The sequence below is a fragment of the Pseudoalteromonas sp. 31A1 genome (assembly GCF_011378815.1).
Taxonomy (GTDB): Bacteria; Pseudomonadota; Gammaproteobacteria; order Enterobacterales; family Alteromonadaceae; genus Pseudoalteromonas; species Pseudoalteromonas arctica.
The window spans coordinates 26,832-48,150 of the sequence record NZ_WTKY01000023.1 but is presented as its reverse complement, the minus strand read 5'-3'; the positions used below and the strand labels follow the sequence as shown (position 1 = coordinate 48,150).

General features: G+C 39.9%; 18 protein-coding genes. 4 read left to right on the top strand and 14 right to left on the bottom strand.

The features are described 5' to 3' along the window. Positions 1–59: 59 nt before the first annotated feature. The gene (trkA, locus tag GQR52_RS17590) at positions 60–1,436 is read left to right on the top strand and encodes a Trk system potassium transporter TrkA (RefSeq protein WP_004335170.1); all 1,377 of its coding nucleotides are present in this window, start codon (positions 60–62) and stop codon (positions 1,434–1,436) included. A gap of 81 nt (positions 1,437–1,517) precedes the next feature. Here trkA and GQR52_RS17585 read toward each other — a convergent pair whose 3' ends face one another. The 8 genes from GQR52_RS17585 to GQR52_RS17550 form a co-directional block, all read right to left on the bottom strand. Beyond that, complete coding sequence (locus tag GQR52_RS17585; protein WP_007584177.1) at positions 1,518–1,733, bottom strand: EF-hand domain-containing protein; 216 nt, start codon at positions 1,731–1,733, stop codon at positions 1,518–1,520. 77 nt (positions 1,734–1,810) lie between these two features. Continuing rightward, entirely contained in the window at positions 1,811–2,023 is a 213-nt protein-coding gene (locus GQR52_RS17580; protein ID WP_165729283.1) for a calmodulin, read from the bottom strand. A gap of 139 nt (positions 2,024–2,162) precedes the next feature. Beyond that, complete coding sequence (locus GQR52_RS17575) at positions 2,163–2,375, bottom strand: EF-hand domain-containing protein (RefSeq protein ID WP_004335175.1); 213 nt, start codon at positions 2,373–2,375, stop codon at positions 2,163–2,165. A 464-nt stretch (positions 2,376–2,839) separates the two neighbouring features. Continuing rightward, positions 2,840–3,499, bottom strand: coding sequence for a flagellar brake protein (locus tag GQR52_RS17570; protein ID WP_165729282.1), 660 nt, complete (start codon positions 3,497–3,499; stop codon positions 2,840–2,842). 44 nt (positions 3,500–3,543) lie between these two features. Further along, on the bottom strand, positions 3,544–4,995 hold the full coding sequence (locus tag GQR52_RS17565; protein WP_121953916.1) for a TrkH family potassium uptake protein: 1,452 nt from the start codon (positions 4,993–4,995) through the stop codon (positions 3,544–3,546). A gap of 96 nt (positions 4,996–5,091) precedes the next feature. Beyond that, positions 5,092–5,706: a YigZ family protein gene (locus GQR52_RS17560; RefSeq protein WP_165729281.1), complete on the bottom strand. Its 615-nt coding sequence runs from the start codon at positions 5,704–5,706 to the stop codon at positions 5,092–5,094. 88 nt (positions 5,707–5,794) lie between these two features. Further along, positions 5,795–7,117, bottom strand: a complete 1,323-nt coding sequence (gene pepQ / locus GQR52_RS17555) for a Xaa-Pro dipeptidase (RefSeq protein WP_024592280.1) — start codon at positions 7,115–7,117, stop codon at positions 5,795–5,797. 149 nt (positions 7,118–7,266) lie between these two features. After that, positions 7,267–9,153, bottom strand: a complete 1,887-nt coding sequence (locus GQR52_RS17550) for a transglycosylase SLT domain-containing protein (protein ID WP_165729280.1) — start codon at positions 9,151–9,153, stop codon at positions 7,267–7,269. A 193-nt stretch (positions 9,154–9,346) separates the two neighbouring features. Here GQR52_RS17550 and fadB point away from each other — a divergent pair, with 193 nt between their 5' ends. The 3 genes from fadB (at position 9,347) to tusA (ending at position 13,236) form a co-directional block, all read left to right on the top strand. Further along, positions 9,347–11,506, top strand: coding sequence for a fatty acid oxidation complex subunit alpha FadB (gene fadB, locus GQR52_RS17545; protein ID WP_165729279.1), 2,160 nt, complete (start codon positions 9,347–9,349; stop codon positions 11,504–11,506). Between the two features lie 4 nt (positions 11,507–11,510). Next, positions 11,511–12,680: an acetyl-CoA C-acyltransferase FadA gene (gene fadA / locus GQR52_RS17540; RefSeq protein WP_007584192.1), complete on the top strand. Its 1,170-nt coding sequence runs from the start codon at positions 11,511–11,513 to the stop codon at positions 12,678–12,680. A 316-nt stretch (positions 12,681–12,996) separates the two neighbouring features. Further along, on the top strand, positions 12,997–13,236 hold the full coding sequence (gene tusA / locus GQR52_RS17535) for a sulfurtransferase TusA (protein ID WP_008138040.1): 240 nt from the start codon (positions 12,997–12,999) through the stop codon (positions 13,234–13,236). Between the two features lie 62 nt (positions 13,237–13,298). On the opposite strand, the gene GQR52_RS17530 is transcribed toward tusA, so the two are convergent. From GQR52_RS17530 to recF, 6 genes are all read right to left on the bottom strand, one after another. Next, positions 13,299–13,823 carry a transposase gene (locus GQR52_RS17530; protein WP_165729278.1) on the bottom strand — a complete coding sequence of 175 codons (525 nt, stop codon included), beginning with the start codon at positions 13,821–13,823 and terminating at the stop codon, positions 13,299–13,301. Between the two features lie 317 nt (positions 13,824–14,140). Continuing rightward, positions 14,141–14,590: a hypothetical protein gene (locus tag GQR52_RS17525; RefSeq protein ID WP_165729277.1), complete on the bottom strand. Its 450-nt coding sequence runs from the start codon at positions 14,588–14,590 to the stop codon at positions 14,141–14,143. Between the two features lie 74 nt (positions 14,591–14,664). Beyond that, positions 14,665–16,734 (bottom strand): glycine--tRNA ligase subunit beta, encoded by a 2,070-nt coding sequence (gene glyS, locus GQR52_RS17520; protein ID WP_165729276.1) that lies wholly within the window; start codon positions 16,732–16,734, stop codon positions 14,665–14,667. Between the two features lie 2 nt (positions 16,735–16,736). Next, the gene (gene glyQ, locus GQR52_RS17515) at positions 16,737–17,639 is read right to left on the bottom strand and encodes a glycine--tRNA ligase subunit alpha (protein WP_007584197.1); all 903 of its coding nucleotides are present in this window, start codon (positions 17,637–17,639) and stop codon (positions 16,737–16,739) included. A gap of 142 nt (positions 17,640–17,781) precedes the next feature. After that, a complete protein-coding gene (gene gyrB / locus GQR52_RS17510) occupies positions 17,782–20,208 on the bottom strand; it encodes a DNA topoisomerase (ATP-hydrolyzing) subunit B (protein WP_165729275.1) in 2,427 nt (808 codons plus the stop codon). 12 nt (positions 20,209–20,220) lie between these two features. After that, entirely contained in the window at positions 20,221–21,315 is a 1,095-nt protein-coding gene (gene recF / locus GQR52_RS17505) for a DNA replication/repair protein RecF (protein ID WP_008138030.1), read from the bottom strand. Positions 21,316–21,319: the final 4 nt, after the last annotated feature.

The window sequence follows — 21,319 nt, the reverse complement described above, 5'->3', positions numbered from 1 at the left end:
TATGTAACATTAAATGGCTATTTTTTTAATTAAATTATGATCAATACCACGGGTAAATAATGAAAATAATTATACTCGGTGCCGGGCAAGTTGGTGCTACGCTTGCTGAAAACTTAGTTGGCGAACAAAACGAAATTACCGTTGTTGATATAGACGGTAACCGATTACGTGAACTTCAAGATAAGTACGACTTACAAGGGGTTATGGGCCACAGTGCGCATCCTGATGTATTACGCCGTGCAGGCGCTGAAGATGCCGATATGATTATAGCGGTAACCAGTTCAGATGAAGTGAACATGGTTGCATGCCAAGTGGCGTACAGTATTTTTAAAACGCCCACTAAAATTGCCCGTATTCGCTCGGAGCAATATTTAAAATACCGTGAAAAACTATTTCAAAACGATGATTTACCTATCGACCATTACATTGCTCCCGAAGCACTGGTCACTAAGTATATTCGCCGTCTAATTGACTACCCTGGTGCTCTGCAAGTATTGCAGTTTGCTGATGGCATGCTCTCGTTAGTAGCCGTAAAAGCTTACTATGGGGGTTTATTAGTAGGTTATGCGTTATCTGCACTTAAAGAACATATTCCTAATGTAGAGACTCGTGTTGCTGCTATTTATCGTCAAGGTAAAGCAATAAAACCACTGGGTACCACCGTTATTGAAGCCGATGACGAAGTATTCTTTATTGCCGCTACAAAACATATACGCGCAGTAATGAACGAGCTACAAAAACTTGAGCGTTCGTACAAAAAAATTATGATAGCTGGTGGCGGTAACATTGGAGCAGGCCTTGCCCGCTCACTTGAAAAAAATCACACCGTTAAACTAATTGAACGCAGTAAAGAACGTGCCGAGCAACTCTCAGAAATGCTCGATAACACGGTCGTTTTTTGTGGTGACGCATCTGATCAAGAACTGCTCTCAGAAGAGCATATTGAACAAGTCGATGTATTTATTGCCGTAACCAACGACGATGAAGCAAACATTATGTCGGCCATGCTTGCAAAACGTATGGGCGCACAAAAAACCATGGTACTTATTCAACGTGGAGCTTACGTTGATTTGGTACAAGGCGGCGAAATAGATATTGCCATATCGCCACAACAAGCCACTATATCAGCGTTATTAACGCACGTACGCCGTGGTGATATTGTTAACGTGTATTCACTGCGTAAAGGCGCAGCAGAAGCCATTGAAGCGGTTGCTCATGGTGATGAAAACACATCTAAAGTGGTTGGTCGTGCGATTGCCGACATAAAACTTCCTGCAGGTACAACCATTGGGGCAATAGTACGTAATGACGATGTGTTGATAGCTCACGATGATACAATTATTATGTCGGGCGATCATGTCATCATGTTTTTAATCGACAAAAAACACATTACCGTTGTAGAAAAACTATTCCAAGTAAGTGCTATATTCCTTTAACTAGTTACTCTAATTAGTTAATTTAATACACAAAAAAGCCGCTGATTAAGGCGGCTTTAATGGAGTATGCTTAAATATTGATTACTGTACTTTTGAAAACTCTTCTTTAGAGATTTCACCATTACCATCAGTATCCAAATCATCAAAAATCTTTACAAGCTGAGGGTTAACCTTCGCTTCTTCCATTGTAATAGCACCGTTACCATCTGCATCAAAAGAGGCAAAATCTACTGCGGCATATGCTGCTGATGAAGATGCTAAAACGATAACTGCAAGTGTTGTATTTAATGTTTTCATAATAATATTCCTAGTAATATGGGAAGTCCTTTTCAAAGATCCCTGACTGTGAAAAATGTTTAATCTGAAAAGATTAATTAGTAATTAGCGAATTCTTCTTTAGAAAGCTCGCCGCTACCGTCGGTATCTAGCTCAATAAATTCAGCCATTAAATCTGTATCGACTGCCGCTTCGCTTGGGCTAATTGTGCCGCTACCATCGATATCAAGGCTGTCAAAATCTGATGCTGCAAATGCAGCGGAAGAAAATGCTAGTACTATAAGTGCTAATGCTTTATTTAAATGTTTCATAACTTAATCCTTCAATGTTCTATCAAAAAAATTGCTTCGTTTAACTTAAAACGTAATTTTTCACTTCCTTGTTATCCTCTTTCGTAAGCTCCCTTGCCTACTTAGGTGTCTTTGGCAACTCAGGATAAATACTTTTTAATTAAGCTTCTGAAAATTCTTCTTTTGATAACTCACCATTTTGGTCAGTATCAAGCTCAGAAAACATGCTCATTAGCTTTGCATCAACTGATGCTTCTGCTTGGCTAATTGTGCCACTGCCGTCTACATCCAGTGTGTCAAAATCTGTTGCAGCAAAAGCGGCTGAAGAAGATGCAATAGCGATAAGTGCTAAAGTTTTATTAATGCTTTTCATAATATGTATCCTTCAAATTTATGTGTGTGCGATTAAGTATTTCACTTTGAATCACGATTTCGTTCAGTACACTTAGACTATTACAACTTAGATGCCAACATTTAAAAGCTATTAATTTTCAATAAGTTAAATATAAAACGTACAACAAGAAGGCGTTTTTAGAATAGTTATTGTTGCCCTTTAGCAACACGTTTTAAAGGGATGACATTAAAGTCATTAAAAACATATAGTTATGTTTATATAAAAAGATACATTTTTAAGTGTACGGTTTTAAAAGGAGGGATTTTAAAGAATAATTGAGATAAATTTTAACGAGGAAGCTTTAATAACAAAAAATAAGCTGTAAAAAATAATACGTAATCAGTTGTTTTATTTAAATAATAATTTTAATTATGAAAGAGAAAAAAACATTTTATAAATACTGACGTAAAATGCCTTTTTGTTGCAAATAAGCGAAAACCTATTTATTCAACGGTAGGCTCAAGCGCAGAAGGGTCTATAAAATGCTCTTTCATAAAGGCTTTCATTTCATCCTCGCTTGCTAGTAGCTTAATTCCACAGTGCACACCTGCGGCATGCTCTTTAACACTGCAAATTTCACCTTCAAAATCTTTATCACTGCTATTAAGTACGACAGTGCATTGCATATCTTTAATACTTTCAACTTGCTGATCGCCTCTAATATCAAACATTACACCAGTGAGTGAAATGTCTTTAATAAGGCCTTCAAGTACCCTATCGTCACTTAGTTTTAGCTTTGCAGGTAATAAGGTAGGTATGCGTGTTTGTGAGCGTAGCGCAAATAACTGCACTTGCTTTGGAAAGTTTATAAACACGAGTTTAGCGGGATGAGAGGCTACCGACATAATTTGCTGGCGAAACGCAATAACTTGCCCACCACTACCTTCAATAAGCGCTCTTACAACAACCATTACGCCATCACGTAAATAGTCACTCGCCACAGGTAAACGCTTTGCATTGGGATAATTTAAAATAATAAACTGTTTATCGAGTAAACCAACTAATTCAGTTTTAACACGCTTACTGCTTGTAGGTGTTAATATTTCTAGGTCGACTAAGCTGCCTACACTTATATGCTTTAGCTTTTCTAAATTTGTTGGCATATCCCTTTCCCACTAACTTGTATTTTAAAATTCAAATGGCTCGTTTAACCACGCCAAAATGTAGGCGTAAATAGTACTAATAAAGTAAATATTTCTAAACGACCAAACACCATTGCAATGGTCAGTAACCATTTAGCACCATCGGTTATAGCACCATAATGCGAGGCTACATCACCCAAGCCGGGACCTAAGTTATTTAAACAAGCCGCAGTGGCTGAGAACGCAGTTATGTTATCCATACCCGTGCCCATAAGCGCTAACATAATAATAATAAACACCAACGCATACGCAGAGAAAAATCCCCACACGGCTTCTACTACTTTGTCTGGCAACGCCTTTCGACCCAGCTTGATTGAATATATAGCCCGTGGGTGCACCAAACGATTAAGCTCACGCACACCCTGCAAGTACAGTAAGAACACGCGCACTACTTTCATACCACCACCAGTAGAGCCTGCACAACCACCAATAAAGCTCGAAAATATAAGTAAAATAGGTAAAAACAAAGGCCATGTTGAAAAGTTATCAGTAGCAAAGCCTGCTGTTGTACTCATAGAAACAGCTTGAAATAATGCCTGATCGAGGGTTTCATCGCCATTAGCAAATATTTCATTAGAGGAAAGTACGGTAAAACAAATAACCACCAGCGCTAATTGAATACACAAAAACACCTTAAACTCAGGGTCTCGGATATAAACTTGTACGTTTCGACTCGCCACTGCAGCGTAGTGCAGGGAGAAGTTAACAGCGGCAATAATTAAAAAGAACACACAAATAAAGTTAATTACAGGGCTGTCAAAGTGCCCCATGGAAGCATCGTAAGTAGAAAAACCACCTATCGCGACCGTTGAGAATGCATGACATATCGCATCAAACCACTCCATCCCTGCTGCCCAATAAGCCAGCATACAAGCAATAGTCAGCGACACATAAATATACCAAAGGTGCTTTGCTGTATCGGCAATTCGCGGGGTCATTTTGGAATCTTTTACAGGCCCAGGTATTTCAGCGCGATATAACTGCATACCACCAACACCTAGCATGGGGAGTATAGCGACAGCGAGTACGATTATACCCATACCGCCAAACCACTGGAGTTGCTGGCGATAAAACAACACCGACTTAGGTAAGTACTCAATACCGGTAAGTACTGTAGCGCCGGTGGTTGTTAAGCCAGAGAATGCTTCAAACACCGCATCGGCGAGCGATAAATTAGGTTCTTGTAAAAATATGAGCGGTAAGGACGCAAACGCCCCAAGTACCAGCCAAAACAAAACAACAATTAAAAAGCCTTCACGCGCTTTTAAGTCACCGTTTTCATGGCGGTTTGGGTAATAAGCCATCATGCCAATAACAACACTGAAGATAAATGCTAAAACAAAAGGAACACCACCACCGTCTTTATATATTAAAGACACCAGTGCCGGAGGCACCATGGTAATACTAAACAGCGCAACAAGTTGGCCAAGAATTTTTATGATGGTACGAAATTGCATTTAGCTTGTCGCTTTTATTATTAGTAAATTCAGGCTGAGTCGTATCAGCCAAATTAAATAGGGTCAGTATGCATTACATGCAATTTGTGTAGGTTATTACTCTTTAATAGTTAACTCAACTGCGCCGTGACTTAAATCAAAAATATCTTTGATTGCTTGCTGAGCTTCGCGGCTATCTATAGTAATGAGCCATTCAATATTAGCAGTAAATTGCTTATCAATATTAAGCACTTGATACTTTGTTTTTAATAACTGTTCAATAGCACCTTGCATGCTGTATTCGCTACTCCCAGTAATTTCAACACTGGGAACTTTAAGTACCGTTTGCAATTTTACTAATGCATTATTTAATGAGCCACCATAAGCACGTACTAATCCGCCCGTGCCTAATTTTATTCCACCAAAGTAACGTGTGACTACAGCTGTGATTTCGCCAAGGCCCGAGCCCACCAGCACATTTAACATAGGCTTTCCTGCCGTGCCATTTGGCTCACCATCGTCCGAAAAACCATAAACATGGCTGCCACCGGGGTTGCCTGCCACATGTGCCCAGCAGTTATGACGGGCATCGCTATACTTTTCTTCAATGCTTTTAATAAATGCTTTAGCTGAATTTAAATCGGGGGTATGTGCAATGTGAACTATAAACGTACTTTTTTTAATTTCTTCTTGATGAAAAACGTCAGCAGCGGGATATTTATATTCAGACATATTTTAAACTTGTAAAAAGGGGGCCAAAAGGCCCCTTTAAATAATGTACGTATTTTAACGTGTATAAACTAATTAGTGTTAACTAGAATTAATCGAGCGCTAAATCTCGTGTCATATTTTCTAAGCTATCTTCGTGAACAATAATGTTATCTTCAATACGAATACCGCCAAATGGTTTAAATGACTCAACCTTTTCCCAATTAATAAATTGCTTATTATCGGTTTGCGCTAAATCACCAAGCAGTGAATCAATAAAATATAAGCCTGGCTCAATGGTAAACACTTGGTTTTTTTCAATCAGGCGAGTACAACGCAAAAATGGATGACCTTCAGGCGATGGTTGATGTGCGCCCTTTTCGTCACTCATAAAACCGCCCATATCATGTACTTGTAAACCAAGATGATGCCCTAGCCCATGTGGGAAGAAAGTAGAGGTAATTTTACGCTCAACAATTTCCTCAGCGGGTAGGTTAACAATTTTAAAGTCACTGAGTATTTGTGCGATACGGTTATGGCACTCAACATGTAAGTCACCATAAAGCATACCCGGCTTTAAACCTTTACCTAGTTCTATTTGTTGAACTGTCATAGCTTGTACAAGCTCAGCAAACTCACCCTGCTTTTTAAAATCATACGTACGAGTAATATCAGCAGCATAACCATTAAAGTTTGCACCAGCATCAATTAAAAATGAGTTATGAGTGTGTGGCGCTTTTGGATCAAAGTGCGTGTAGTGCAAAATAGCGCAGTTTTCGTTAAGCGCAACAATGTTGCCGTACGGCATTTCATTTTCGCTTTGACGTGTTGCCATTAAGTACGCTTGCTGAATATCGAACTCGCTACCACCATTAAAGAATGTGTCGCGTGCAGCTTTATGCCCATCTACTGCAATGCGGTTAGCGTTGCGTAAACATTCAAGTTCGTACTGCGTTTTATAAGCGCGGTGGTAATGAAAATAGTTAAGTACAGGCTCAGGGTTCATAATACTAAAACCAAGTGCTTGCGCTACTTCAATATATTCGCCCATGTAAGCGTATTTAGCTTTGTCGTATGGTAATAACTTTTCAACTTGATCAGGCTGAAGTAATAGCTCTATATCAAAGTACTCAGCCCAAAAGTCGCGAGGCTCGTCTGGTACTTTATGCCAAAAATCTACTGGACGATAAAATATTAGTTTTGGTTTGTCGCTGCCATTTACCACAATCCAGCAATGAGGATTATCAATAACCGGTAACCACGCTTTAAACTGTGGATTAACTTTAAATGGATAATACATATCATCTAAAAACTGGCGCTTAGCTTGGCCTGAATGAATTACTAATCCTTCTAACCCTTCGCTATTACAAATTGTACGAGTACGCTGTTGCAGTGTTGCAATATGTTCGGCGTATAAAACGGCTAATTTATCCATTGTTAATCCATCTGTTAAATTTAACTTGCTCTGAGTCTACCACTTAAACACTAAGCGCTCAAAAAAGGGGGATATTTAACATGTAAACATCCCCCTTATTAATACCTATACCTATCGTGTTAAGTTATTGGTCGATTGGTATCATATATTCAACCGCCCATTTTCATTTCGAGTAGCGGCGCTAATACATTACCTTCTCGGCCCATTCTTGTATGGTAAACCTGTCTGTACGCAAATACATTTTTTACGTAATCACGGGTTTCGCGATACGGAATAAGCTCTACCCATAACTCAGCCGGAATAGCGTCATCAGGTAACCAACGCTTTATACGGTGATAACCCGCATTATAAGAAGCTGTTGCCAGCACTTCATTGCCATGGTTTTTCTTTTTTAAGTATTGTAAGTAACTCGTACCCAACCTAATATTTGTTTTAGGTTGATATAAACGACTACTTGTCACACTGCCTTTATTTACATACTCAGCAGTACTAGGTAATAACTGCATTAAACCACGTGCATTAGCATGCGAGCGTGCATCTGGCGCAAAAGAGCTTTCGCGCCTTGCAATAGCAATACTCCAGGCAACATCTATCTTGCTACGTTTACTGTAGCGCTCAAAAACATCTTGAAACGCAAACGGAAAACGTTGCTCTACGTTATCCCACGCTTTAATTTTTGCTAAAGTAAAAATAGTACTGTCGTGCCAACCTAAATCGGTAGATAGTTGTGATGCTGCTAGCTTTTCTTCATCGCTAGACGTATCCGTTAAATAATTCCACTCACGGCGCGCCGACGTAAAGCGCTCAATATCGTAAAGTGCTTTTGCGCGCTTATAACCTGGTGCATTCCTTACTTTATCTACAAGTACCTTATCAACAGCTAAAGGTTGATTATTTAAATCAACAGGTAAACCCAAACGCGCAGCTGCTAAAAAGCCGTAATAATCACGATTAGCCGCTACGGTTTTCCAAATGTCGTCGGCTTTTTGTTGCTCACCACGTTTTGCATAGCTGTAAGCTAACCAATATTGTTGGCCAAGGCTTAAGTTTTCTTTACCTGTAAAAAACGCAGCGATACCTTCCCAATCTTGGGTTTTGAGCATATTGCCCAGTTGCCATTGAATAAGCTTGCTGTCTAGTCGCTCTTTTGGCACTTTATTTAGCCAAAAGCTCGCTTGTTTATGCCCGCTTGAAGCAAGCGACAATGCAAAAGTGTAATACACACCCGCTTTTTCCTCATCACTGTACTTAAATATTTTTTCTAACTTTTCCCACGCCTTCAAAGCAAGCTCTTTATCGCGCCATATTAAACGCTTAACACCATAAAGTGCTATTTGGCCTTCTTTAGCTGACTTATTTTTATATCTATATAATCCAGCTGCAGCGCTTGGATCTTTACGTACTTTTAAATATAAATCTGCTAAGTAGCTTTCATTTTTAGGTAACAGCGTTTTTAAATAAGGTAGTAAGCTTTGCGTACCGCCATCAGCAGCAAGTGTAACGCGCTTCCAAACGGTTTCTTCTTTCATGTAGCCTTTTTTACGCCACTGTGAAAATAAACTATCGCACTCATTTGGCTGCGACTTACCCACAGCCCATAGGTCGGTTACCTGATTAAATATTGCTTTTTCAGGTGCGCCCAAATCAAGCTGAAAATCTAAATAAGTACAGGTAAGCCCAGTATTAGACGTTTCACGGTAATTACGAATATAAGCTGCTTTTTTATTTTTCTTTTTTAAATACTCTAACCATGCTTTACGTACCGGCCACTCAAGCGGAGTATGTTGATATATGTTTAAATAGTCTTCTATCTCTGCTTGATACTTAATATTTGGATGGCGCTGCCAATATGTTTTTTCAACGTAAGGTTTCAACGGATGATTTAAGCCACTAACCGCTTCTTTAAAGTCTTGGTAGCTTCCGTACCTTACTTTTTTTTCGGCATCTAAAAATGCCTCGTTATCGATACTTGCCTCGGCAGAATAAAGAGGGAAAATGAATGCAGCTGCCGCAACACTTAATAAATATTTTTTCATAATGTCCTTTAATAAAAAATTAAAGTAGTGAATAAAAACTTTTCAACCACCTTAGCACCAAACCAGCTATATTTTAACCAGTCGATTGTAACCGAGTTAAATTTTTCGTTGCATTTTTAATTTAAAGCAAGCACACTGATTGAAATACAAACTCATCGTACCAGTCTTAGTTCGTCAACTAGGGAGAATAATAATGTTATATAAAAGCGATTCCTTTGAAGTTAGCTTCCTAAAGGAAAGCATCGCCGAGTTTAAGTTTTGTGTTGCAGGTTCTGTAAACACATTATCTCAAAAAACTCTTTCAGATTGCGCGGCAGCATTAAAAGAATTAGCCGCTAATACTGATATCAAAGGCATGATTTTTACCAGTGATAAAGAGCACTTTATTATTGGTGCCGATATCTTCGAATTTTTACCAACGTTTACTAAACCAGAAGCAGAATTAGTAACGTGGATCAAAAATGCAACAGACGTTTTTGATGCAATCGAAGATTTACCATTCCCAACCCTAACCGCTATAAACGGTATGGCACTTGGCGGTGGTTGTGAGTGGGCACTTGCTACCGATTATCGTATAGCAAGCGAAACAGCTAAAATGGGCCTACCAGAAGTTAAGCTTGGCATAATGCCAGGGTTCGGTGGCACAGTGCGCTTACCACGTATCATTGGCGCCGATAACGCAATGATGTGGATTACCTCTGGCGCAGAAAATCGCGCAGCAGATGCCCTTAAAGTAGGTGCGTTTGACGCGGTAGTTAGTACTGACAAACTTTTAGAGTCAAGTGTATCAACGCTTGAACTTGCGATTGCTGGCAAGCTAGATTGGCAAGCAAAACGTAACGTAAAACTACAGCCACTTAAATTAAACCGTGTTGAGCAAGGCATGAGCTTTGCTATGGCAGAAGGTATGGTAATGGGTAAAACCAAAGGCCACTATCCTGCACCGGTTATGGCTGTACGTACTATTAAAGCAGCGGCAAACTGTACTCGCGATGAAGCAATGGCAATCGAAAATGCCAACTTTGCTAAATTAGCACGTACACCAGAAGCAGCAGCTCAAACAGGTATATTCCTAGCTGACCAATACATTAAAGGTAAAGCACGTAAATTTGCTAAGCACAGCGATGTAGAAATTAAACAAGCAGCTGTATTAGGTGCAGGTATTATGGGCGGCGGTATTGCATACCAGTCTGCTTATAAAGGCACACCTATTATAATGAAAGACATCCAACAAGATGCGCTTGATTTAGGTATGGGTGAAGCGTCTAAGTTATTAGGTGCAAAAGTTAAGCGTGGCCACATGCCAATGGAAAAAATGTTGGCAACTCTTAGCAAAATCAAACCAACACTTAACGATTCAGACCTACAAAGCGCCAACATTATTGTTGAAGCCGTTGTAGAAAACCCTAAAGTTAAGCAAGCAGTACTCGCTGATCTTGAAAAGAACATGCCAGAAGGCACTGTACTTACTTCAAACACATCGACTATTTGTATTGATTTACTAGCACAAGCGCTAGATAAGCCAGAAAACTTCTGTGGTATGCACTTTTTCAACCCTGTGCCAAAAATGCCATTAGTAGAAATTATCCGTGGTGCTAAGACCTCAGATAAAACAATTAATGCAGTAGTTGATTACGCGCTTAAATTAGGTAAATCACCAATTGTTGTTAACGATTGCCCAGGCTTTTTTGTAAACCGTGTTTTATTCCCTTACTTTGCAGGTTTTAGCAAATTAGTGGTTGAAGGCGCTAACTTTGCAAAAGTAGATAAAGTAATGGAAAACGTATTTGGCTGGCCTATGGGTCCGGCTTACTTACTTGATGTTGTAGGTATTGATACAGCGTTCCATTGTACTGGCGTAATGGCTGACGGTTTCCCTGAGCGTATGGCTCGTGCTGATAAAGACCCTGTGACTATTTTTGCCAACGAAAAACGTTTTGGTCAAAAGAACAAAGCCGGTTTTTACAAATACGAAACAGATCGTCGCGGTCGTCTTAAAAAGTCTCATGACGAGACAGCAGTTGAGCTACTAAGCCCAATTACAGACGCACCAAAAGAATTTGATAAACAAGAAATCATCGACCGTTGTATGATTCCAATGATTAACGAAGTGCTACTGTGTTTGCAAGAAGGCATAGTTGCCTCGCCGCAAGAAGCAGATATGGCATTAGTTTACGGTGTTGGTTTCCCTCCATTTAGAGGCGGCGCGTTCCGTTACTTAGATCAAACTGGTTTAGCTAACTTTGTTGCAGCAGCAGACAAATACGCTCACCTAGGTGCGATTTACCAAGTATCTGAGCAAACTCGCAAGTGGGCCGAAGAAGGTCGTGTTTTCTATAAGGTGGAAGGTTAATATCATGAATAATCCAGTAATTGTAGATTGTATCCGCACACCAATGGGTCGCTCTAAAAGTGGCGTATTCAAACATAAACGTGCTGAAGACTTAAGCGCACATTTAATGAAAGGCTTACTTGATCGCAACCCAGCAGTTGATCCAGCATCAATTGACGATATTTATTGGGGTTGTGTACAACAAACATTAGAACAAGGCTTTAACGTAGCACGTAACGCAGCATTACTTGCCGGTATTCCGCACAGCGTACCTGCTGTAACGGTTAACCGTTTATGTGGCTCGTCAATGCAAGCATTGCATGACGCTGCACGCGCAATAATGACCGGCGCTGGTGACACTTACCTAATTGGTGGTGTTGAGCACATGGGTCACGTACCTATGACTCACGGCAACGACTTTCACCCAGGCCTTGCAACAACGATTGCACAAGCATCGGGCTCAATGGGTTTAACAGCAGAATACCTTGCAACACTTCATGGCATTAGCCGTGAGCAACAAGATGAATTTGCTTATCGCTCACATCAACGTGCACAAGCTGCAACTGTTGAAGGCCGTTTTCGTCGCGAAATTTTAGCAATGGAAGGTCACGCAGCAGATGGTTCGCTTATATTAGTTGAAGACGACGAAGTAATTCGCCCAGAAACAACAGTAGAAGGCCTATCAAAGCTTCGCCCTGTATTTAATCCTGCATCGGGCACGGTAACAGCCGGTACTTCTTCTGCACTTTCTGACGGCGCATCTGCAATGTTAGTAATGAGCGAAGAGAAAGCAAAAGAACTTGGCTTACCAATTCGTGCGCGCATTAAAGCAATGGCAGTCGCAGGTTGCGATCCGTCAATTATGGGTTACGGCCCAGTACCAGCAAGTAAAAAAGCACTTGCACAAGCCGGTATTACAATTGATGACTTAGGCGTAGTAGAACTTAACGAAGCCTTTGCAGCACAATCATTACCTGTAATGAAAGATTTAGGGTTAATGGATGTTGTTGACGAAAAAGTGAATTTAAATGGCGGCGCAATCGCACTTGGTCACCCACTGGGTTGTTCGGGTTCGCGTATTAGCACATCGCTTATTCACTTAATGGAAGATAAAAATGTACGATACGGTTTAGCAACTATGTGTATTGGTTTAGGCCAAGGCATTGCCACTGTATTTGAACGTGTTCAAGACTAATTAGTTTTAAACATGTAAAACCATCTTGGTGATTAAAAAGGCGGACTGATTTTATTCAGTTCGCCTTTTTTATTAGCTTTAATTAAGTGAAAACGACCCTTTATCAAACAAGCATGTAACAGCGTAATTATGTGATCGGGCGTATTATTAAATAAAGTCTTTTGCAGCAATAAAGTTTCAAATAATATGGGCATATTAAGATAAGTAAAATAGTTAAATTACACTTAAAATTGCGTTAAACTCCCAAACTTATTAATTGCTATACCTAAGCACTCGCGTACACAGCAATCACTTTAATTAAACAGGTCAATTTATTATGAGCTTTGATAATCCCGATCACCAATTAGATGCCATAGGCCTTCGCTGTCCAGAGCCAGTAATGATGGTACGTGCTGCTATTCGTAAAATGAATGATGGTGAAACTTTATTGATAACTGCTGATGACCCATCGACAACCCGCGACATTCCGAGCTTTTGTACGTTCATGGATCACACGCTGGTGGCTAAAGATGCAGAAGAAGCACCGTATAGATATGTAGTGAAGAAAGGAATTTGAACTCACGTAGGTTGGGTTGAGTCTTACGAAACCCAACATATTGTATAATCACCAAAATAACTTTACTCATCATATATATCGTTTAAGTTATTGTCGCACTCCCAGTTACTCAGTAATTTTGAATTATTGACATATCGATGAAAACTCGAAAAAGACCAATCACTGACTTTAGAAACATATTTATGCTTCACGGGATTATAGTGAACATAATTAATATGGTTATTTAAATCCCCTTCATCTCTAATTTTATGCTCCCAATAACGCCGCTGCCAAATTCCACGCTCACCTTTGGCTATTCGGCTAATATTACAAAACTCAGTTGGTGGTAACCCTCGAGAAAACCCAGATTTTATTAACCGCCAACGCATTGCATAATTACTGTCGCCCTCAGGTAATTGCCAAATAGCATGGAGGTGATCGGGCATGATAACTATCGCAATTGTCTTAACAGGATGCTTTTTTACAACTCTTAAATATACACGACGCAATAACTCTATATTTTCCACGAGCAAATGCTGAGATCTATCTTCTAAATTTACCGTAAAAAAATAACATGCGCCCGCCTCTAACATACGTTTATAACGCATATTTTTACCTAAAAAATAAACAGATAAATAAGAGTATAGATTAGTTTTGTTAATTATAATCAAGGCAAGTTTAAGTCAAACTTATCCACGATATTATTGCAGACTTATAAAACTTGTTTCTGGCGTAGGTTGGGTTGAGTTTTACGAAACCCAACGTATTTAATAACCATCAAAATAGTTTTATTCGCCACACATGTTGGGTTTCGTTTCACTCTACCCAACCTACGAAACCCCCTTGGTGTTAATGCTGAATAAACACTACAACGTCCTTGTCACAAATCCATTATTTCACTCGTGCAGCTTTAAAATTACCGCTATCACTTCTTCGTTATCGTCACTTCTGGCTTGTCGTAGTCACTGTAATCAATACTTACTATGTATGTGCCTTTAATTGCTGGAGTGTAGCTAAAGTAATTATAAATAGTATTACAATCGGCAACTGCAGGTTGGCCGAGTGTTAGTTTTTGCCCTGCAGGTTGTGCATCGCTGTAACCGCAGTTGTAACCTTCGCTAAAATCGGCATCTGCTATTTTAAATTCGTACACTTTACCAGGGCTAGAAAACTTTACTTCAGCTTGATAAAGCGCAGTGCCTACTGGCATAAATTGATACTGAGGTTCAGCATCCCAAAGCGTAAAGTCGCCTCTTAGGTAAATTGTTTTATCTAGCTCTTGTTGTGGCAATACATCGTTAATCGAAATTTGACTAGTACATGCGGTAAGTAAACCAGCAATTGCTAAGGTTAAAATTCGTTTCATAGAAATCATCAATGGGTATCCTTTGCGTACAGTGAAAACTAAAAAGCCAGCAAAATGCTGGCTTTTAAAATAGCTAATCGGTGTTATTTTTGTAAAACAGAAATATCTGCAATACCTAAAAACAATCCGCTTAACTGGCTTAGCAGCGCAAGACGATTTTGCTTAACAGCTTCATCGTCGGCCATAACCATTACGTTGTCAAAAAAGTTATCAACACTTTCGCGAATACCTGCCAATTGGCTTAATGCTTCTTGGTAGTTTCCATCTGCGTAAAGTGGTGCAAGGTCAGTGGCAAATTTTGCTACTTGTGATGCTAATACTTTTTCAGCGTCGTCGCTTAATAAGCTCTCATCAACACTACCTTGCCTGGTAATGTCGTTTTTAGCCAGAATATTACCTACACGCTTATTAGCTGCTGCAAGCGCTTCTGCTGCGTCTAATGTACGGAAGTGGCTTACGGCTTTAACACGGCGATCAAAATCAACAGGTTTAGTCGGACGACGTGCAAGCACTGCTTGAATTACGTCTACTTCAATACCTTCGTCTTGATACCAAGCACGGAAGCGCCCTAGCATAAATTCAAATACATCAGCTGATACATTTAAGTTAGTTAACTTGTCGCCAAACAATGTTTGCGATTTAGCTACTAGGTCTAAAATATCAAGTGGTAGTTCTTTTTCTACCATAATGCGAAGTGCACCAATAGCAGCACGACGAAGAGCAAATGGGTCTTTGTCACCTTTAGGTGCTTGGCCTATACCAAAAATACCCACCAGCGTGTCAAACTTATCAGCAATCGCTACTGCGCAGCTAATTAAATTTGTAGGTAAGTTGTCGCCTGCAAAGCGTGGCATGTACTGCTCGTTTTGCGCTATGGCTACATCCTCGGCTTCACCGTCATGGCGAGCGTAATGCATTCCCATTACACCTTGCACGTCGGTAAATTCCATTACCATTTCAGTCATTAAGTCTGTTTTACTTAATAGACCAGCGCGCTCTGCTAATGCTTTATCAGCACCTAATTGCTCAGCAATATAACCTGCAAGCTCACTAATACGCGCAGACTTATCTTTAAGCGTACCAAGTTGCTTTTGGAACAATACGCTATCAAGCGATTCTAGTCGGCTTTCTAGAGTTTTCTTTTTATCTGTTTCAAAGAAAAACTGTGCATCAGCTAAACGTGGGCGTACTACTTTTTCGTTACCAGAAATAACGACGCTTGGATCTTTACTTTCGATGTTAGATACAAACAAAAACTTATTTAAAAGTTTGCCGTTTTGATCTAATAACGGGAAATATTTTTGATCGTCTTTCATGGTGTAAATTAACGCTTCGGCTGGTACATCTAAAAATGCTTCTTCAAATGTTGCCGTTAAAGTAACTGGCCACTCTACAAGTGATGTTACTTCTTCTAGTAAATCTTCATCCATTGCAACAACAGCGTTAACTGCTTTTGCAGCCTCTTCTATTTGCGTACGAATTTGTGCTTTACGTTGTTCGTAATCGGCAATAACGTAAGCCGATTTAAGTACGTCAAAAACGTCGTCTGCATGGTTAATACTAATTTTTTCTGGGTGATGAAAACGATGACCTTGAAGCTGGTTAGTTATTTTCTTACCAAGGATCTCGCCTTCAAGTAGCTCATCACCAAATAAAATAGTGACTGTATGCACAGGACGAATAAATTGTGTTTTATTCGCGCCCCAACGCATTGGCTTAGGAATTGGTAATTTAGCTAACGCTTTAGTAATTGCACCTGTCATTAGCGATTTGGTTTCTTGCCCTGCTACTTTAGCAATGTGCAATAACCATGCGCCTTTATCAGTCTCAAGTGTTTGTGCATCTTTTACTTCAATACCACAACCACGTGCCCAACCCATTGCTGCTTTTGTTGGATTACCGTCACCGTCAAATGCGGCTTTAGTAGCTGGACCACGTTTTTCAACTTCTTTGTCTTGTTGCTTAGCTTCAAGCGCTTTTACTTGTAAACCTAAACGACGAGGCGATGCATACCAGCTTACGCCTTGGTGTGCTAACTCTAATGTTTCTAGCTCTGCAGTTAAGTTTGCAGCAAAGGCTTCTGCTAATTTACGCAGTGCTTTTGGTGGCAACTCTTCTGTGCCAATTTCTACTAATAAATTTTGTGCTGACATGCTTACTTATCCTTACACAGCGGGAAACCAAGCGCTTCGCGTTTGTCATAGTAACTTTGTGCACACGCTTTTGATAACGCACGTACGCGTAAAATATAACGTTGACGTTCGGTTACCGAAATTGCGTGGCGTGCGTCTAGTAAGTTAAATGCGTGCGATGCTTTCATTACTTGCTCGTAAGCTGGTAGTGGTAAGTTAGCTTCAATTAACTTTTGGCTTTCTGCTTCGCATTTATCAAACTGAGCAAATAAGTCTTCTACGTTTGCGTGTTCAAAATTGTAAGTAGACTGCTCTACTTCATTTTGATGGAACACGTCACCGTAGGTTACGCGCCCTAGTGGACCGTCTGCCCATACTAGGTCGTAAATGCTATCTACGCCTTGAATGTACATTGCTAAACGCTCTAGGCCGTAAGTGATCTCACCCGTTACTGGTGAACACTCAATACCGCCAACTTGCTGAAAGTAGGTAAACTGCGTTACTTCCATGCCGTTTAACCAAATTTCCCAACCTAAGCCCCAGGCACCTAATGTAGGTGATTCCCAGTTGTCTTCTACAAAGCGAACTTCGTGAGTTAGTGTATCGATACCCATAGCCGCTAAAGAGCCTAAATAAAGCTCTTGGATGTTATCTGGCGATGGCTTTAAAACTACCTGAAATTGGTAGTAGTGTTGTAAGCGATTTGGATTTTCACCGTAGCGACCATCGGTAGGACGACGACACGGTTGCACGTATGCACTCGCCATTGGCTCTGGACCAATAGACTTTAAAAAAGTTTGCGGGTGAAATGTCCCTGCGCCCACTTCCATATCAAGTGGTTGAATAATGACACAGCCTTGCTGCGCCCAATAATCCTGTAAAGCCAGGATCAAACCTTGAAAGGTTTTTACGTCATATTTTTGCATATTTGGCTTTTTACTATCTAAGAAGTAGCGTGAAAATTACCCTTAGTATACCGTGTGTACACTCAGGTTTTAAGCAGTTTGTGTAATTGAAGAAAATAAAAAAGGAGCCATTAGGCTCCTTTTTCTATGTAAGCAATATTTTTTACACGTCTAAGTTAACTACACGTAGTGCGTTCTTTTCAATAAACTCACGACGAGGCTCTACTTGGTCACCCATTAAGGTCGCAAATAATTGATCCGCGCCAACAGCATCTTCGATCGTTACTTGTAACATACGGCGAGCACTAGGATCCATTGTGGTCTCCCAAAGCTGGCTTGGGTTCATTTCGCCCAGTCCTTTATAGCGTTGAATATAGATCCCGCGCTTCGATTCTGTGATCAACCATTCCAAAGCATCCACAAAGTTATCAACAGGTTTTGTTTTCTCACCACGTTGAATATATGCACCTTCGCTAAGGATGTTTGCGATGTTAGTACCAGTCACAGCAATGCGTTGGTAGTCACGTGACGCAATAAAGTCATAATGAAGTACGTGTGCTTTATCTACACCGTGCTGACGAATATTCACAACCGGGTAATACATATTACGCTCAGCATCATGCTCTGTACCAGCATGGAAAATAGTCGCATCTTCATCACGTGCAATCAGGTCGTCAACCAACACTTTAGTCCAAGCAATTACTTTAGCTTCATCTGAAAGGTCATCAGTTTTCAATTCTGTTTGATAAATTAAGCGTTCCATTACCGTGTTAGGGTATTTACGCTTTAAACGCTCAATTACTTTAACTGTGTTTTGATAATCGTGAACTATTGACTCTAGTGCCTCACCTTCAAGAGCTGGTGCATCTGTACTTGCATACAACGCTGCACCATTAAGAGCAAGCGATGTTAGGTATTCAACTAATGCAGGGTCATCTTTAATATAACGCTCCTGCTTACCTTTTTTCACTTTATAAAGTGGTGGTTGAGCAATGTAAATATAGCCGCGTTCTACAATTTCAGGCATTTGGCGATAGAAGAATGTTAATAGTAACGTACGAATGTGAGAACCATCCACGTCCGCATCGGTCATGATGATGATACGGTGGTAACGTAATTTCTCAGGATTATATTCGTCACGACCAATACCACACCCTAATGCAGTAATTAGTGTTGCTACTTCTTGCGAAGATAACATTTTATCAAAACGTGCTTTTTCTACGTTTAAGATTTTACCTTTAAGCGGAAGAATAGCTTGGTTTTTACGGTTACGTCCCTGCTTGGCTGATCCGCCAGCAGAGTCCCCTTCCACTATATATAGTTCAGATTGGGCAGGATCTTTTTCTTGGCAATCAGCTAGCTTACCAGGTAAGCCTGCTAAGTCCATTGCACCTTTACGACGTGTCATTTCACGGGCTTTACGCGCCGCTTCACGAGCACGTGAGGCATCAATAATCTTACCTACAACAATTTTGGCATCAGTTGGGTTTTCTAATAAAAACTCAGTGAATTTTTCAGCCATTGCTTGTTCAACTGCAGACTTAACTTCACTTGAAACAAGCTTGTCTTTAGTTTGCGATGAGAACTTAGGATCAGGAACTTTAACACTAACAACAGCCGTTAAGCCTTCACGGGCATCATCACCGGTAGCATTGCTGGTTGTTTTAGCTTTTTTGTTAAAGCCTTCTTTTTCCATGTAGTTATTAAGTGTACGTGTTAGCGCTGATCTAAAACCGGCTAAGTGAGTACCACCATCACGTTGTGGAATATTATTTGTGAAACAGTAAATGTTTTCTTGGTATGCATCATTCCACTGCATTGATACTTCAACGCTAATACCATCTTCTTCACGTTCGTGAGTAAAATGGAATACACCTTTATGTATAGGTGTTTTATTACGGTTTAAGTATTCAACGAAAGCTTGAATACCGCCTTCGTATTTAAAGTGGTCAGATTTATTTTCTTCACGTTCATCATTTAAAATGATGCTCACACCTGAATTTAGGAATGAAAGCTCGCGTAAACGCTTAGCTAAAATTTCGTAATGAAAATCTAAGTTTGTGAATGTTTCACCACTTGGCCAAAAACGTAGTTCTGTACCAGTCGTGTCCGATTCACCAATAACAGCTAAAGGTGCATCTGGAACACCCATAGTGTAAAACTGTTCATGAAGTTTACCTTCACGGCGAACTGTAAGTTTTAGTTTTTCTGAAAGTGCATTTACAACAGAAACACCAACACCGTGTAAGCCACCAGATACTTTATAAGAGTTATCATCAAACTTACCACCGGCATGAAGTACCGTCATAATAACTTCGGCTGCTGATACGCCTTCTTCTTCATGAATAGAAGTTGGGATACCACGACCGTTATCTCGTACTGAGACAGAACCGTCTAAGTGAATCGTTACGTAAATATCATCACAATGACCTGCTAAGGCTTCATCGATCGAGTTATCAACGACCTCAAACACCATGTGGTGTAAGCCTGTGCCATCATCGGTGTCCCCAATATACATTCCAGGACGCTTTCTTACTGCGTCTAATCCTTTAAGTACTTTAATACTCGACGAGTCATAATTCTCAGACATGGTTAATCCCACTTATCTTGTTATTAGGTTGCCATGTTTCACGTGGAACATTTGTAGTTCTCGTTGCATGGGTTCCACCACAGCAGAAATACTTTCAGACAAAATTGAAGAGATAAAAATTTGAGAACTGCAGTGAGCAAGTAATTGTCCCACTTTCTCTTTTGTATCTTCGCCTAACTCTGAAGGTAGATCATCTATTAGCAATATAGATTGCTTATCTGTCTCTGACTCAATTAAGCTATTTTGCGTAACTTTTAACGCATATAATAGTAACTTCAATTGACCGCGTGAGAATGTATTCTCCACACTGTTGCCAGCGACACTAAAACTAAAATCGGCCTTATGAGGGCCTTTACTTGTAAATCCTTGGCGAGCATCTCGCTCAAAGTTTTGCTCTAACGCATCTGCAAGAGATTCGGTCTCTTTCCAACCTGCGTTAAAGGTCATTTCTAAATCACGTACAAGCGTTAATTCTGCACACATTTTATCAAAAAATTGCTGCTTAAACCTACTTATATACGCCAATCTTAATTTATTTATTTCTTCAGCCAGTCTAACAAATTCTTTGTCCCAAAACTTAATTTGGTCAAAATAATTCTTGGGCTTAGTTTTTAACAATGCATTACGTTGTTTAAGTACTTTATTGAACGATTGCCATAAAAAAAAGAACTCATGTTCCACGTGGAACAAACCTAAATCTAAAAACTTTCTGCGCTCTTTAGGCCCACCAAAAAATAAAGAATAGCTCTCTGGTGTAATAATTTGCACTGGCATGAGTTGAGCTAGTTCGGATATTTTACGGCTCGCCTTACCTTGAATTTTTAAATTGGTTTCACCCGTTTGGGTTTTACTAATACCAATTGGAATAGATAAGTCGTGTATTGTTTTGCGCCCGTGAATTACAAACTGCTCTTGCTGATGCGCGATAATACTTTTGTGTTTTGGAGTGCGAAAAGATTTGCCGTGAGAAAGGTAATAGATAGCCTCTAAAAGGCTGGTTTTTCCGCTGCCATTTTCACCATATATTATATTAACGCCGTTAACTGGTTCTAGCGTCAGCGCCTCAATATTACGAAAATATTTGAGGCTCAAATGACTTAAGCTCATTATG

Excerpts from the sequence above, each read along its gene's own strand:
- fadB (WP_165729279.1), top strand. The coding sequence starts at position 9,347 with ATGTTATATAAAAGCGATTCCTTTGAAGTTAGCTTCCTAAAGGAAAGC.
- GQR52_RS17560 (WP_165729281.1), bottom strand. The coding sequence starts at position 5,706 with ATGTCTGAATATAAATATCCCGCTGCTGACGTTTTTCATCAAGAAGAA.
- gyrB (WP_165729275.1), bottom strand. The coding sequence starts at position 20,208 with ATGTCTGAGAATTATGACTCGTCGAGTATTAAAGTACTTAAAGGATTA.
- fadA (WP_007584192.1), top strand. The coding sequence starts at position 11,511 with ATGAATAATCCAGTAATTGTAGATTGTATCCGCACACCAATGGGTCGC.
- GQR52_RS17585 (WP_007584177.1), bottom strand. The coding sequence starts at position 1,733 with ATGAAAACATTAAATACAACACTTGCAGTTATCGTTTTAGCATCTTCA.
- GQR52_RS17580 (WP_165729283.1), bottom strand. The coding sequence starts at position 2,023 with ATGAAACATTTAAATAAAGCATTAGCACTTATAGTACTAGCATTTTCT.
- GQR52_RS17575 (WP_004335175.1), bottom strand. The coding sequence starts at position 2,375 with ATGAAAAGCATTAATAAAACTTTAGCACTTATCGCTATTGCATCTTCT.
- glyS (WP_165729276.1), bottom strand. The coding sequence starts at position 16,734 with ATGTCAGCACAAAATTTATTAGTAGAAATTGGCACAGAAGAGTTGCCA.
- glyQ (WP_007584197.1), bottom strand. The coding sequence starts at position 17,639 with ATGCAAAAATATGACGTAAAAACCTTTCAAGGTTTGATCCTGGCTTTA.
- tusA (WP_008138040.1), top strand. The coding sequence starts at position 12,997 with ATGAGCTTTGATAATCCCGATCACCAATTAGATGCCATAGGCCTTCGC.
- GQR52_RS17525 (WP_165729277.1), bottom strand. The coding sequence starts at position 14,590 with ATGATTTCTATGAAACGAATTTTAACCTTAGCAATTGCTGGTTTACTT.
- GQR52_RS17550 (WP_165729280.1), bottom strand. The coding sequence starts at position 9,153 with ATGAAAAAATATTTATTAAGTGTTGCGGCAGCTGCATTCATTTTCCCT.
- recF (WP_008138030.1), bottom strand. The coding sequence starts at position 21,315 with ATGAGCTTAAGTCATTTGAGCCTCAAATATTTTCGTAATATTGAGGCG.
- GQR52_RS17530 (WP_165729278.1), bottom strand. The coding sequence starts at position 13,823 with ATGCGTTATAAACGTATGTTAGAGGCGGGCGCATGTTATTTTTTTACG.
- pepQ (WP_024592280.1), bottom strand. The coding sequence starts at position 7,117 with ATGGATAAATTAGCCGTTTTATACGCCGAACATATTGCAACACTGCAA.
- trkA (WP_004335170.1), top strand. The coding sequence starts at position 60 with ATGAAAATAATTATACTCGGTGCCGGGCAAGTTGGTGCTACGCTTGCT.
- GQR52_RS17570 (WP_165729282.1), bottom strand. The coding sequence starts at position 3,499 with ATGCCAACAAATTTAGAAAAGCTAAAGCATATAAGTGTAGGCAGCTTA.
- GQR52_RS17565 (WP_121953916.1), bottom strand. The coding sequence starts at position 4,995 with ATGCAATTTCGTACCATCATAAAAATTCTTGGCCAACTTGTTGCGCTG.